Here is a 12,964-nt window from a genome sequence, read left to right on the forward strand (position 1 = left end):
TTAAGGCACCGGACTCGGCGCGGATGCCTTGGCGTCCGCTATCTCCACAACGGGCGATGCCGCTGGAGCGGCAGTGCCGACAGCAGCGCCGGTTCCGCCGCCTTTCCCGCTCTTCGAGCCTCGGCGCTTGCCGGACCGACCGCCCGACCTTCCATAGACGAGGTACATCGTCAGACCGGTGATGACCATCAGCAGCACCGTGTACACAAAGGTGTTGGAAACACCGTCCACGCCTTCTGCACCGTCCGTGTTGGCCTTGATGACAAGGCCCAGCGGCTGGACCAGCGGATGGGCCAGGAAGATGGCGGTGTCGTAGTCGTCCAGCATGCTGTTGAAGTTGAGGGCGGCGATGGCGGCCGCGGCGGGAAGGACCAGCGGCAGCAGGATGCGCCGGAAAACGTAAAGCGTTCTTGCCCCCATGATGGTTGCCGCCTCCTCCAGGGATGAATTCACCGACGCAAACGATGCCTTGAGCATCCTGAGCGTGAAGGGGATCTTCACCGTGACGAAGGCGATCAGGAGGATGACTGTAGTCCCGGTGAGGACGGCGCCGCCCACCAGCGGGTTGGGGTGGTCGTAGCTGATGATCAACCCCAGGGCCAGCAGGGCCGACGGCAGGATCCACGGGATGTGCAACAAGTACTCGAACATGGCCGTTACCCAGTTCTTGTGTTTCTGCAGGATCCGCGCCACGAAGAGCAGGCCGCCCACGGCGATGACCGCAGCAAGCGCGCTGTAGACAACGCTGATGACAAATGGCCGCAGGCCGGAGGGCTGGGTCAGCACGCGCACATAGTTGTCGAAGGTGAGGCTGCCCGGTGAGAGCTGTCCGGTCTGGATGGCGGCGCCGTCTGCGAAGGAGAACAGCACAATCAGGACCACAGGCAGGGTGTACACCGCAAAAAGCAGGTACGCGGCCGCGTGGACGGCAATGTTGGCTGCCGGGTTGGAGATTTTTTGCTTCTGGAGCGCCGAGGAAACCTTGGACACGGAAAAGTAGGTGCCGCCCTTTTCCAGGCGCGACATGACCGCGAGCATCAGGATGGTGGCCGCGCCGAGGATGACGGCGAGTAGTGCCGCGAGGTCACGGGACGTGGGGCTGTTCGTGAACGTGAGGATCATCGGGGTGATGGTCTGGAAGTCGCGTCCGCCCAGGACCTGGGGCGCGCTGAGTGCTCCCAGGCCGGTCAGGAAGGACAGGATGGTGACGGCGAAGAGCGTGGGCTTCAGCATCGGCAGCACGATGCGGCGAAGGATGGTCCAGGTTGAGGCGCCAAGGTTTCTGGCCGCTTCGATGGTCTGGTAGTCAACGCCTTTGAGGGCGTTCGCGACGAACAGCATGTGGTTGGTGGTGGTGGCGAAGGTCATCACCGCCAACACGGCGAAGAATCCCGAAAACCAGCCCGAATCCATCCCGGGAAAGATGTTCAGCAGGAATGCCGTGACGATTCCCTTGTCGCCGTAAATGAATTTGTAGCCCGCCGCCAGTACGATGCCGCCGTAGATGAACGTGGTGGCGTAGCCCAGGAAGAGGATCCTGGAACCGCGGATCCTGAAGTAATGGGTGACCAGGACGATGAAGATGCCCACAACGTTCACCGTGATGGAGAGTGCCACTGCCAGCAGGAAGCTGTTGCCCAGGGATTTCATGGCGCGCTGGGAGGAAAAAAGCTTCTCGGCCGCCCGGCCTGAAAAGTTTCCTTCGGGGAAGAAGGTTTCGAGCAGGACGTTCGCGTTGGGCCAGACGAGGAACGCCGCGATGAACCATGTCAGGACCGTTCCCACAATGATGATGAACGGGGAACGGAGCATGCTCCTGGCCGGTGTGGCGCTGCTCATCGGAGGGACGCTGCCTGGTCCTGTGCTGCCTGATCCTGCGCTGCCTGATCGTGACCGGCCAGCGCGGCGCCGGTATCGGGGTGGTACTGCAGCACGTGGCCCGGTTGAACATACACAGTGGTTTGCGCCCCCGTCTCGGGATGCACGCCGCCGTCCTCCTTGACCAGCAGCCGGATGTCGGCGCCGTGGCTCCGCACCACGTAGCGGCTGTGGAGCCCGTGATACGTACGGGACACCACCTTTCCGGAAAGCCCTACGGCGGTGCTGCCGGCTGCTGAACCTCCGGCTGCGGGCGGCGTCAACGACGCTTTTTCCACCCTCAGGTAGGAATTCGCTGCCGTGCCGAGCCCGGCGCCCGAGAGCCGGTTCAGTTCAGCGATGAACTCCGCGGTCAGGGCGGAGCTGTCGCCGATGAAATTGCACACGAATTCGGTGGCCGACCGGTCGTAGATGTCCTGCGGGGTGCCCACCTGCTCCACCACCCCCTTGTTGAAGACGGCCACGCGGTCGCTCATGGCAAGGGCTTCGTCCTGGTCGTGGGTCACGTAAACGGTGGTGATGCCGAATTCGCTCTGCAGGTCCTTGAGTTGCTGCCGTAGCTGGTGGCGCAGTTTGGCGTCGAGATTGGACAGCGGTTCGTCGAGGAGCAGGATCTTGGGGCGAAGCACCAGGGCGCGGGCAACGGCCACCCGCTGCTGCTGGCCCCCCGAAAGCTCCGCCACGTTCTTGTCCAGCTGTTCATCGCTGAGCTCCACCCGGCGCGCGATGTCGCGCACCAGGCGGTCGCTCTCGGCGGACTTTTCCTTCCGCACACGCAGGCCGAACGCGATGTTTTCCCACACGCTCATGCTCGGGAACAGGGCGTAATTCTGGAAGACCATCCCCACCTGGCGCTTGTCGCTCGCCAGGCGCGTGACGTTCTTGCCGTCCACATGGACCGTCCCCGCGGACGGCTCAATGAAGCCTGCCAACGTCCGAAGTGCCGTCGTTTTGCCGCACCCCGACGGGCCCAGCAGCGTGAAGAATTCACCGGGCCGGACGTGGAGGTCCAGGTGCGGGATGGCAATGAAGTCGCCGAAGGCAACTTCGATGTTGTCCAAGCGGATCATGGGAAACCTGTCTTGTGGGACTGCAGAAAGTGGGTAGGGCAGGGTTACGTCATGTACTCGAGCTCGATCTTTTCCACCCACGAGCCCATGTTTTCCTGGACGAAGTTCCAGTCAATGTCCTGCTGCTTGAGTCCGTTGAAGAACTCCACCACCTCCGGCTTGGCCTTGGCGGCGGCGCTCTTGTTCACCGGCATGGAGTTGAACTGCTGTGCGAACTCACCTTGGACGTCGGCACTGCCGAACCAGTCGATGAACTTTTGGGCCTGTTCTTTCTTGTCGGTACCCTTCACCAGGGCGACCTGCTCCACCGCGAGGGGGACGCCTACGGACGGCACCACCGTTTCGACGTTCACCTTGAAGGACTTCTCGCGTTCCGCCACGATGGACGACGGCATCTGCCCCATGTCCACGTCGCCTGATGCGATACGGGCGAAGAGATCGGTTTTCGCTTCGGCGGGGCTGCCGTTCTTGAAGTATTGCTCCACCTGCTTCCAGCCTTCATCGGAGATGCCCAGGTCGCCGGAATCGTCCTTGTAGCGGGAGAGAATACCGGCGAATACCAGCTGTGCCGTGGCGGTTCCCAGTCCGGTGACCCGCTCGTAGCGTGTTTTGAACTCGTCTTTGGACCATAGGTCCGTCCAATCCTTGGGTGCCTGCTCCGGGGTGAACTTGTCCGAGTTGTAGCCGAGCAGGATGGCCTGCTTGACCAGCGGCCAGTAGGCCTTGCCGTCGTCGCTGTCTGCGAGCGAGGAATCCACTTCGCCCGCCCAGGCAGGCTCATAGGCCTCGATCGCACCGGCTGCTTTGACCTGGGCGAAGTACATGTTGTTGAGGCCGAAGGCAACGTCCGCAATGGGGTTGTTCTTCTCGGCGATCAGTTTGTTGGTCGCGTCTGCGCCGCCGGCGCCCACAATCTCAATCTTGAAGCCGGCGTCCGCTGCCTTTTTCGTCAGCCACTCCCCGCGGCCCTCTCCGTTGGAGTTGGTGTACACCACCAGTGTGTCGCCCGAGGCCCCGGCGGCGGAGGAATTTCCGGAGGTTTCGGGGGCTGCGGTGCCGGCACCGCAGCCGGCTAGAAGGGTGACGGCGACAGCGGCGGCAACCATTGTTTTGAGTTTGTGCACGATTGAGACCCATTTCTGAACTGGAACCGGAGCATTGTCCGGCAAGCCTATAGCGGCTAACGCCGATTCGGGCCGTTTATAGCTATCGATTCGATAAACTACCCGGCCCCGGCGTTCGAGTCTTGTCCAGGCATCTCAACAGCGTTCGCCCGTGGCTTTAACGCACCGTGAACTTCCGGGGTACCCCGGAATGGTCAGTCCTGATCCAGGGTCTCGGTCAGGTGGTGGGTGGGGATGCGGTCGCGGTCGTAGGTGATCTCGGTATAGCCGTGGGGTTCGGGCTTGCCGTGCGGGCTGAGGTTCACGAACACGATTTCCTCGATGGTGAGGATGCTCTGCCGCGTGATCATGTTCCGCACTTCGGCGCGCATGGTCAGCGATGTCCGGCCGAAGCGCGTGGCGGTCAGCCCCATCTCGATGAGGTCTCCCTGTACCGCGGAGCTGACGAAGTTGATTTCGGAAATGTACTTGGTGACTGCGCGGCCGTTGCCGAGCTGCAGGATGGCGTAGATGGCCGCTTCCTCGTCGATCCATTTCAGCAGGCTCTCGCCGAACAGCGTGCCGTTCGCATTGAGGTCTTCAGGTCGCACCCATTTGCGCGTGCGGAAGGTAATGTCTGCCGATTCCATAAGGCGAGATTAGCCGACGGCGGTCCGCCTGCCGCAGTATGACGGTCTGCCAGGTGGCGACAGCGGCAGGCGCTGCCGTCGTCAGGCCATGGCAGTGTGGGCGGCGCTGTGGGAATCAATCTTCTTGGCGTAGCAGTAGGAGTGCTCAACGCCGATGTAGGGGCCGAAGTTCGGTACTTCGTCAAAGCCACAGCTCTGGTAGAAGTTCCTGCCGTCCGGCTGGGCGGAGCCGGCTTCGGCGGTGATGGAGGTGACGCCCATGCCGTAGGCGTGCGCCTCCAGTGCTGCGAGGATGGAGCTCGCCACCCCCGAACCGCGGGTGTAGGGCAGTACGTACAGCCGCTTGATTTCCGCCGTCGTGGAGTCCAGCATCCTCAGCCCGCCGCATCCTACGGGCTGGCCGGAGCTCTTCTCATAGGCCACCAGGAACACGGCGGTATCCGCTTCCGACGGCGGCGGGCCGGGTTCGTGGTCCTTCGTGCCGAAGCGGGCGTCCAGTTCCGCCTGCTGTGCCGCACGCAGGTCGGCGCCCACGGGGTTGGCCCAAGTGACCTGCCTGATGTTGAGACGGGGGTTGGTCTGCATCACTGCCTCGATTCGCCGAAGGGTTATGCAAAATAAGCCTAAGAGGGGGCCGTTTCCGCGGTGTTTCCTGCGGGTAAGCGTCCGGAGAACAGGGTGTCGGGCCTTCAGGATTTATCAAGCCCGTCTAGATATCAGATCGGCTAGTATTACCCAATGGCTTTGAACAGCAGTGCCGGATCCGGCTATTGGTACGGCGCCGACGGGCAGTTCGACCATGGCGCGGCCGTATTGCAGTCCCTGCGTGACTATCGCAATGCCGAAGTGGCAACGCGCCGGGCGACCAGGGATTCGATGGGCATGGGGGAGACGGACATCCTCGCCCTGCGCTACCTCCTGCGGGCGCGCGCCTCGAACAGGGCCGTTGTTCCCAAGGATCTCAGTACTTTCCTTGGCATTACCAGCGCCTCCACCACTTCGCTGATAGACCGTCTGGTGGGCAGTGGGCACGTGCGACGCGAACCGCACCCCACGGACAGGCGATCGTTGATCGTAGTGCCGACTGTCGAATCCGATACGGAGGTGCGGGCCACTCTGGGAGCCATGCACCGCCGGATGATGGCGGTGGCGGAAGAGCTGACCGCGGAGGAGGCCGGCGTCGTCATCGCTTTTCTCCAGCGCATGCGCGAGGCGATTGAACCGGAAGACGGCAGCAATCCCTGATAGGTAGTTAGACAAGCTAGTTATATTGACTACTTATATGTATGCTTACTATTAATGGGGGTTGACCGTTGATAGTTTGGCGCTTGGCATAGGGAGTTGGGTTCGCTTGGTTACGTTCACACGATTTGACGGACCGGGCCAGCGGACGGAAATGACTACGGGGCCAGCAGCCACCATGACCGAGCCGGCCCGTATCTCGGACGGGTCCGGCCCGGCGGGATACCCGCCCAAGCACTGCGGCGTGGCCATGGAATGGTCCACACCGGCCGCGCAGACCATGTCGGCCTACTCCTACTCCTACGATGCCGGCGAAGCCCTGGCCGACCTGCCCGAAGTGTGGCGGTGCCGATGCGGCTTCCAGCTCGACTCCTGGGTAAACGCGGCACCCGCCGCAAGCCTTCTGGCCGATATCCGCAGGTCATGACCGGCGACTGCGGCTGCCAGCCTCCCGAAATATGGGATGCCGGTTCGGACACACGCTATCTGCTGCATGAACGGGTAGGCATCGGTGCCACCGCCCAGGTGTTCCGCGGTACCGACCACCGTGACGGCCGTCCGGTCGCCATTAAAGTGGCTGCACTGGCGGACAAACGGAATGGCGAACGTATCGCCGCTGAGGCTGTCCTGATGGAGGGATTGCGCCATCCGGCGCTCGTGAAATTTGTTGACAAGGGCACCGGGGCAGCGGATTCCCGCTGGGCAGGCCGCCCCTTCCTGGTTCAGGAACTGGTGTACGGCAGCAGCCTTGCGGAAACAATCCGCTGGGGGCCAGTGCCCGGGAGCGAGGTAGCTCCTTGGGCGGTGGGCCTCCTGTCCGGACTGCGGCACCTGCATGCGCGCGGGATCGTGCACCGTGACATCAAGCCGGCGAACCTGCTGCTCAGCCGCCTGCGCAAGTGTCCTGTCCGGATCATCGACTTCGGCATCGCTGCACCTGCCGGAACCGAGCCGGAGCCCGGGACGTCTTCCGGCACCGTTCAGTACATGAGTCCGGAGCAGGCCAACGGCGAGACAGTCCGGCCGGCTGACGACATTTATGCCTTGGGGCTGGTGCTGCTTGAATGCCTGACGGGAGTCAAGGCCTTTCCCGGGACGGCCGTCGAGTCCCTGGTCGCAAGGACGCTGAGGAGCCCCGGCATACCGCAGCATCTCGGTCCACAATGGGCGTCGCTGCTGGGATCGATGACAGCCAGGCATGCGGCGGTGCGCCCCACAGCACTGGAGGCCACGGCAGAGGCCGCGATGCTCCTGCAGCGCCCGCATCCCCTGCGCCGGCGGGTGGAGGCGCGCTCGGGGAGCTACTGCTAGGCCTTTCTGCCGGTGGGGTCTTCCGCGGCCGGATCGGCCAGAGCCAGGCCGCCCACGGGGCTGTCGTCCCAGTGGATGAGCTTCCAGCCGTCGTTGGGATCGCCCTCCAGGGCCACAATGCCGGTGTTGTTCAGCACATGCTTCGCGGCAAAGTCCGGCTCAATGTTGCCTGCCCGCAGTCCTGCCCATACCCGGATGGCCGCCCCGTGGCTGACCACGGCAACGGATCCGGAATCCCCGATTCCGTTTGCCCGCTCCGCCACTGCGGCGATCGCGGCGTCATAGCGGTCGAAGAAGTCCCGGCCGCTGGGACCTGCAGGCATCCGGCGGTCCAGGTCGCCGTCGGCCCAGGAAAATATGGTGCCCAGGTACCGCTTGTGCGATTCATGGTCCGTCAGCTTTTCGAGCGCACCGGCTTCGATCTCGTGGATGCCCTCAATCACCTCAGTGTCCAGCCCGTGGAGCCGCGCCAGCGGCGCTGCCGTGATCTGGGTCCGGACCAGGGTGGAGGCGTAGAGGGCGTGGATCCGCTCATTCGCCAGAGCGCGGGAAAGAGCCTCGGCCTGGCGTTCGCCGAGTTCCGTCAGCCCCGGTCCCGGGTGCGCGGTGTCCAGCTGCCCCAGGACGTTGCCGGGGGTCTGGCCGTGGCGAATGAGCAGGAGCCTCATTTGATGTGGTCCACCAGCTGGTCCGCGATGCCCGTGTACTTGCCCGGTGTCAGGGCCAGCAGCCGGGCTTCGGCGTCCGCGGAGAGGCCCAGGCCCTGGACGAATTCCTGCATCCGGGCGGCATCCACGCGCTGTCCGCGGGTCAGGTCCTTGAGCCGCTCGTAGGGGTTTTCCATCCCCTCGACGCCGGCAATCGCCTCAGCGCGCATCACCATCTGGATGGCCTCGCCCAGGACTTCCCAGTTGGTGTCGAGGTCGCCGGCCAGGACGTCCTCGGCCACGTCCAGGCGCTCCAGGCCCTTGACCACATTCGAGATGGCCAGCAGGGAGTGCCCGAAGGCGACGCCGATGTTGCGCTGGCTGGAGGAGTCGGTGAGGTCGCGCTGCCAGCGCGAGGTGACCAGCGTGGAGCCCAGCACGTCCAGCAGGCCGGAGGAGATCTCCAGGTTGGCTTCGGCGTTCTCAAAGCGGATCGGGTTGACCTTGTGCGGCATGGTGGAGGAACCCGTGGCGCCCGCCACCGGGATCTGCGCGAAATAGCCGATGGAGATGTAGCTCCAGATGTCGGTGCACACGTTGTGCAGGATCCGGTTGAACCGCGCGACGTCGGCGTACAGCTCCGCCTGCCAGTCGTGGCTTTCGATCTGGGTGGTCAGCGGGTTCCAGGTCAGGCCCAGGCCCTCAACGAAGGACTTCGCCACGTGCTGCCAGTCCGCGCCGGGAACGGAAGCGACGTGGGCGGCGTAGGTGCCGGTGGCGCCGTTGATTTTGCCCAGGTATTCCGTCCTGGCGATCCGGTCCAGCTGGCGGGTCAGGCGGTGCGCGATGACGGCCAGCTCCTTGCCCAGAGTGGTGGGCGTTGCCGGCTGGCCGTGCGTGCGGGAAAGCATGGGCACGCTGCGGTTGTCATCAGCCATCCTGCTGATCTGGGCCACCAGCGCCTTGGCGGCGGGCAGCCACACGTCCTCCACGGCGCCCTTGACGCCCAGCGCGTAGGAGAGGTTGTTGATGTCTTCCGAGGTGCAGCCGAAGTGCACCATGGCGGTAAGCCGCTCAATGCCGATGGCCGGCAGTCTGCGGCCGATGTAGTACTCAACTGCCTTGACGTCGTGAACCGTGACGGCCTCGATGTCGGCCAGCTCGGTGACCGACGCGGAGTCGAATTCCGTGACGATGGCGCGGAGCTGGTCCTGCTGTTCGGACGTCAGCGGACCGGCGCCCGGGAGGACGTTGTTGCTGGTCAGGTGGATGAGCCACTCGACTTCCACGGCCACGCGATCCCGGTTGAGGGCCGCCTCGGACAGGTAATCCACCAACGGTGCGACCGCGGACTGGTACCGGCCGTCCAGCGGGCCTAGGGCGATCTTGTCCGGCGAGGCGGCAAGGGCCAGGCGTCCGGAGGGCGTACGGGTCTCAGCTGTGGCGGCAGTTTCAGGCATGTGCTGATTCTTTCACGAAGTCGCGCTGCCCCTTAAGCGCGCTGTCCGTGTGACTTCTCCCCGCCGGGCCTCAGGTTCGGGTGCCCTCCGTTTTCCACATAACCGACGCCGGCAGTTCCATGCCGCTGCACCGCTCCGTAGCGTCGTTATTACCGACCATGGGGAACGACAAAAGTCAGGGGGACAAGGGAATGAGCGGCAGCATCACTGCAGCGGATGCCAACACCTGCGGTTCGCGAAGCTTTGAGGTGCAGCAGCTGGCCTGGCGCGTCGCGGGCTTTGCGCACCGCCTCGATACGTCGATGCTCGCCTTCCGCCGGGTTCAACTCTCGGAGTGGCAGTCGCCGGCCGGCGCGGCGTACCGCACCGCCATCTCGCTGCAGGCGGCCGCGCTGAGTCGCGCACGGGAGCGGCTGATGGCGGCCTATGAAGCTGTCCTCCGCCACTCACAGCAGGTTTCTGTCTCATCCCAGCGGACGCCCGGCGGAGGGTACTGATGGCAGAGGCCGCGCCCTCAGGAAGCGGCGGACAGCTACCACCGCTGGAGCCGGCAACGGACGGCAGCATGCGGATCCGCGGCGGAGTCGGAGGAATCAGATTTCAACTGGAAGAGCTCATGGCCGGTGTGGCTGAACTTGACGGCATGGCTGACGAACTCGCCGCGGTTGAGATCGGGGTCCGGCGGATCTGGGAAGAACTGTGTCCCTACGAGAACGATCCCCGCACAAGCGGCACCGCCGCGCTGATTGCGGTGGGTGAAGGGGGCCAGGCAGTCCGCGCCGTCAGGGAAGAACTCCAACACCTCAGCAGCCAGGTCCGGGCGAGCCGCCGGGACTACGAAACGGCAGAGTCATTGGCCGCCGCGGGGATCCGCATGCCGGACGACGGCTGGGGCTTCCTGCCTGCGCTCTATCTGGACCTGAAGACAACGTTTGTGCCGAGCCGTGACGCTGCCGAGGCGCTCGCGGCGCCTTTGTCACTCGCACTGATGATAGGAATTTCCCCCGCGGAGCTGGCTCGCGCGTTGGCGGCCGAGGTTGCAGCAGGCCGGAGTTTCCTGGCCATTGGCCCGTTGATGCGCAGGCTGGCGGAGGGCACCGTTCCCTTCCTCAAGCCGCGTCCCGTTACGGCCGTCGAGGAACTCACCCGGGATGTGGTGGTGGACACCTCGCCCGCCGGCCTCCTCGCCAGGCTTCGCGAACTTGACGCTGAGGGCCACGGAAAGATCGAGGTGGTGCAAGTGGAGACCGACGGCCGAAAAGTGTATATCGTCATCATCCCCGGCACCCAGCCCGGGGATCCGGCAGGGGGTTCGAACCCGCTGGATGAGGCCGGGATTGCTGAGGCCCTGGGCTATGGCTCGGAATACCTGAATGCTGCCGTGCTGTCGGCGTTGCACCAGGCCGGTGCAGCCAAAGGGGATCAGGTAGTGGCCGTGGGCTACAGCCAGGGCGGGGCACATGCCATGAACCTCAGCAGTGACAAGGCCTTCCTCGCCGAATTCGACCTGAAGTATGTGCTGACGGCCGGTTCACCGGTGGGCGGGATTTCGCCGGCACCGGGAATCACGTCCCTCCACCTCGAACACCGCCAGGATTGGGTTCCCGGTAGTGACGGAACTCCTAACCCGGACACCAAGGAAAGGGTCACCGTTACGCTGACTGACCGTGTGTTCAGGCCGCCGGGTTTTGATCTCAACCTGGGGCCGGGTCACAACATTGGCAACTATGAGGAAGGCGCCAGGGCAGTGTCGGCCAGCGAAAACCCGTCCCTGGTCGCGAACACGGCGGTCCTCGCCGGCGTTGTTGGCGCGGGAGGGGCGGGGACAGCCACCCGCTTTGCGGTTAACCGGGAACCGAAGGCCCCCACGGCGCGCCAGCAGGACAGGCCGCTCCAGGGCGCAGCCAGATGGGTCGGCCGCTAGGCGGGCAGGTGCTGGTGCGCGCCGTGCGCACCTTAGCGCCGGACGCCGGTGATCCTGCCCGCTACGAGGGATACCACCGTGATGATGATGGCCGCCAGCACAGCAGTCCAGAAGAAGGAGTCAATGGTGAAGTGCACGGGGGTGTAGCTGCTCAGCCAGGACGTCAGGAACAGCATGGCGGCGTTGATGACGATCGTGAACAGGCCCAGTGTCAGGATGGTGATCGGCAGGGACAACAGGCTGACGATCGGCCGTACCAGCGCATTGACCAGGCCGAAGATCAGGCCAATGAAAAGGTAGGCAAGAACTACGCCAAGCGGATCCGTTCCCTGCGTGACACCACCTTGGGCAACGGCTTCCGTCGTTGCGGTGGTGGAGATGTCCAGGCCGGGCAGGATCCAGCTCGCAATCCCGAGAGCCAGGCCGTTGATGAGAACCCGCAAGATGAATGAAAACATGGCCCCATGCTTTCATACGGCGCGGGAAAGCGGCAGGACTGGAGAAGTAGGCTAGTTGGCATGACTTCACCAGAGAACCCTGCGGGGGGAATCAGGCCACGTCCGGTCGTGGACAGGCTTCCCCGATATGCCGCGGGCAAGCCCCCGGCCGCCGTCGAGGGCCTTGCCAGCTACAAACTGTCCTCGAACGAGAACCCGCTTCCGCCCATCCCTGCAGTGCTGCAGGCCATCGCGGACCAGACGGACTTCAACCGCTACCCGGATCCGCTCAGCACCAAGCTCCGGGGGGCGCTCGCGGACTTCCTGCAGGTCCCTTCCGAGGACATTGTCACCGGTGCCGGCAGCCTCGGCGCCCTGAACCAGCTCCTGGTGACCTTCGCCGGGCAGAACGACGACGGCAAAGCCGATGAAGTCATCTACGCCTGGCGGTCCTTTGAGGCCTACCCCATCTGCGTCGGCCTTGCCGGGGCTGAGAGCGTGCGGATCCCGCTTACGCCCGACGGCCGCCACGATCTCGACGCCATGGCAGCAGCCGTCACCGCGCGCACCAAAGTCATCCTGCTGTGCACCCCCAACAATCCCACCGGTCCCATCCTTGAAACGGAAGAAACCGAACGGTTCATCCGCTCGGTCCCGTCGGACGTGGTCATCGTCATCGACGAGGCCTACCAGGAGTTTGTTCGCGCGGAACACGCCGTGGACGGGATCGAGATGTACCGCAAGTACCCGAATGTGGTGGTCCTGCGGACCTTCTCCAAGGCGCACGGGCTGGCCGGCCTTCGCGTGGGCTATAGCGTCTCCAACCCGGACCTCACCCAGCATCTGCGTGTCGCCGCCACACCTTTCGCCGTATCCCAGATCGCCGAGCGGGCAGCCGTCACTTCCCTGCAGAACTTCAGCCAGGTTGTAGAAAGGGTACAAAGACTGGTGGATGAGCGCGACCGCGTCACGGCCGGGCTGCGCGAGCTCGGCTGGTTTGTGCCGGATGCCCAGGGCAACTTCGTGTGGCTCGATCTGGGAGAAAACAGTGCGGACTTCGCAGCACTGGCGGGAGAACGCGCCTTGTCCGTGCGGGCGTTCGGCAACGAAGGCGTCCGGGTAAGCATCGGCGAGGAGGAAGCGAACACCCGTTTCCTCAAACTCTGTGCAGACTATACAAAGCCGCCACGGCGTTCCTAGCGCTTAACATAACGACCTCCGTCCGCCTACTGCGGATAAAGT

14 protein-coding genes are annotated in these 12,964 nt (G+C 64.2%); 6 read left to right on the forward strand and 8 right to left on the reverse strand.

Going from position 1 to position 12,964, the window contains the following annotated elements; translation table 11 throughout:
* The 5 genes from JOE31_RS02010 to JOE31_RS02030 all read right to left on the reverse strand — a co-directional run bounded on the left by JOE31_RS02010 (position 1) and on the right by JOE31_RS02030 (position 5,286).
* Entirely contained in the window at positions 1 to 1,839 is a 1,839-nt protein-coding gene (locus JOE31_RS02010) for an iron ABC transporter permease (RefSeq protein WP_209741901.1), read from the reverse strand.
* Entirely contained in the window at positions 1,836 to 2,948 is a 1,113-nt protein-coding gene (locus JOE31_RS02015) for an ABC transporter ATP-binding protein (RefSeq protein ID WP_209741902.1), read from the reverse strand. The genes JOE31_RS02010 and JOE31_RS02015 overlap by 4 nt, the downstream gene beginning before the upstream one ends.
* 44 nt (positions 2,949 to 2,992) lie before the next feature.
* The gene (locus JOE31_RS02020; RefSeq protein WP_245198909.1) at positions 2,993 to 4,054 is read right to left on the reverse strand and encodes an extracellular solute-binding protein; all 1,062 of its coding nucleotides are present in this window, start codon (positions 4,052 to 4,054) and stop codon (positions 2,993 to 2,995) included.
* Positions 4,055 to 4,266: 212 nt separating this feature from the next.
* Positions 4,267 to 4,701 carry an acyl-CoA thioesterase gene (locus tag JOE31_RS02025; RefSeq protein ID WP_209741904.1) on the reverse strand — a complete coding sequence of 145 codons (435 nt, stop codon included), beginning with the start codon at positions 4,699 to 4,701 and terminating at the stop codon, positions 4,267 to 4,269.
* An 81-nt stretch (positions 4,702 to 4,782) separates the two neighbouring features.
* On the reverse strand, positions 4,783 to 5,286 hold the full coding sequence (locus JOE31_RS02030; protein WP_209741905.1) for a GNAT family N-acetyltransferase: 504 nt from the start codon (positions 5,284 to 5,286) through the stop codon (positions 4,783 to 4,785).
* Between the two features lie 153 nt (positions 5,287 to 5,439).
* Between JOE31_RS02030 and JOE31_RS02035 the strand changes: the two genes are divergently transcribed.
* The 3 genes from JOE31_RS02035 to JOE31_RS02045 all read left to right on the forward strand — a co-directional run bounded on the left by JOE31_RS02035 (position 5,440) and on the right by JOE31_RS02045 (position 7,254).
* Positions 5,440 to 5,946, forward strand: coding sequence for a MarR family winged helix-turn-helix transcriptional regulator (locus JOE31_RS02035; protein ID WP_209741906.1), 507 nt, complete (start codon positions 5,440 to 5,442; stop codon positions 5,944 to 5,946).
* Positions 5,947 to 6,097: 151 nt separating this feature from the next.
* Positions 6,098 to 6,370: a hypothetical protein gene (locus tag JOE31_RS02040; protein ID WP_245198911.1), complete on the forward strand. Its 273-nt coding sequence runs from the start codon at positions 6,098 to 6,100 to the stop codon at positions 6,368 to 6,370.
* Positions 6,367 to 7,254: a serine/threonine-protein kinase gene (locus JOE31_RS02045; protein WP_209741907.1), complete on the forward strand. Its 888-nt coding sequence runs from the start codon at positions 6,367 to 6,369 to the stop codon at positions 7,252 to 7,254. The genes JOE31_RS02040 and JOE31_RS02045 overlap by 4 nt, the downstream gene beginning before the upstream one ends.
* Here the strand turns inward: JOE31_RS02045 and JOE31_RS02050 are convergent.
* Both JOE31_RS02050 and purB read right to left on the reverse strand, forming a co-directional pair.
* Positions 7,251 to 7,922 carry a histidine phosphatase family protein gene (locus JOE31_RS02050; protein ID WP_209741908.1) on the reverse strand — a complete coding sequence of 224 codons (672 nt, stop codon included), beginning with the start codon at positions 7,920 to 7,922 and terminating at the stop codon, positions 7,251 to 7,253. The two genes, JOE31_RS02045 and JOE31_RS02050, sit on opposite strands and share 4 nt — an antisense overlap.
* Positions 7,919 to 9,361 (reverse strand): adenylosuccinate lyase, encoded by a 1,443-nt coding sequence (gene purB / locus JOE31_RS02055; RefSeq protein ID WP_209741909.1) that lies wholly within the window; start codon positions 9,359 to 9,361, stop codon positions 7,919 to 7,921. The genes JOE31_RS02050 and purB overlap by 4 nt, the downstream gene beginning before the upstream one ends.
* A gap of 191 nt (positions 9,362 to 9,552) precedes the next feature.
* Here purB and JOE31_RS02060 point away from each other — a divergent pair, with 191 nt between their 5' ends.
* Entirely contained in the window at positions 9,553 to 9,858 is a 306-nt protein-coding gene (locus JOE31_RS02060) for a hypothetical protein (RefSeq protein WP_245198912.1), read from the forward strand.
* A complete protein-coding gene (locus tag JOE31_RS02065) occupies positions 9,858 to 11,285 on the forward strand; it encodes a hypothetical protein (RefSeq protein WP_209741910.1) in 1,428 nt (475 codons plus the stop codon). Before JOE31_RS02060 ends, JOE31_RS02065 begins: the two co-directional genes overlap by 1 nt.
* 32 nt (positions 11,286 to 11,317) lie before the next feature.
* Here the strand turns inward: JOE31_RS02065 and JOE31_RS02070 are convergent, their stop codons facing one another.
* Complete coding sequence (locus JOE31_RS02070) at positions 11,318 to 11,743, reverse strand: phage holin family protein (RefSeq protein WP_209741911.1); 426 nt, start codon at positions 11,741 to 11,743, stop codon at positions 11,318 to 11,320.
* 60 nt (positions 11,744 to 11,803) lie between these two features.
* Between JOE31_RS02070 and JOE31_RS02075 the strand changes: the two genes are divergently transcribed.
* Positions 11,804 to 12,922, forward strand: coding sequence for a histidinol-phosphate transaminase (locus tag JOE31_RS02075; RefSeq protein ID WP_209741912.1), 1,119 nt, complete (start codon positions 11,804 to 11,806; stop codon positions 12,920 to 12,922).
* Positions 12,923 to 12,964: the final 42 nt, after the last annotated feature.

This window comes from Arthrobacter sp. PvP023 (assembly GCF_017832975.1).
Lineage (GTDB): Bacteria > Actinomycetota > Actinomycetes > Actinomycetales > Micrococcaceae > Arthrobacter.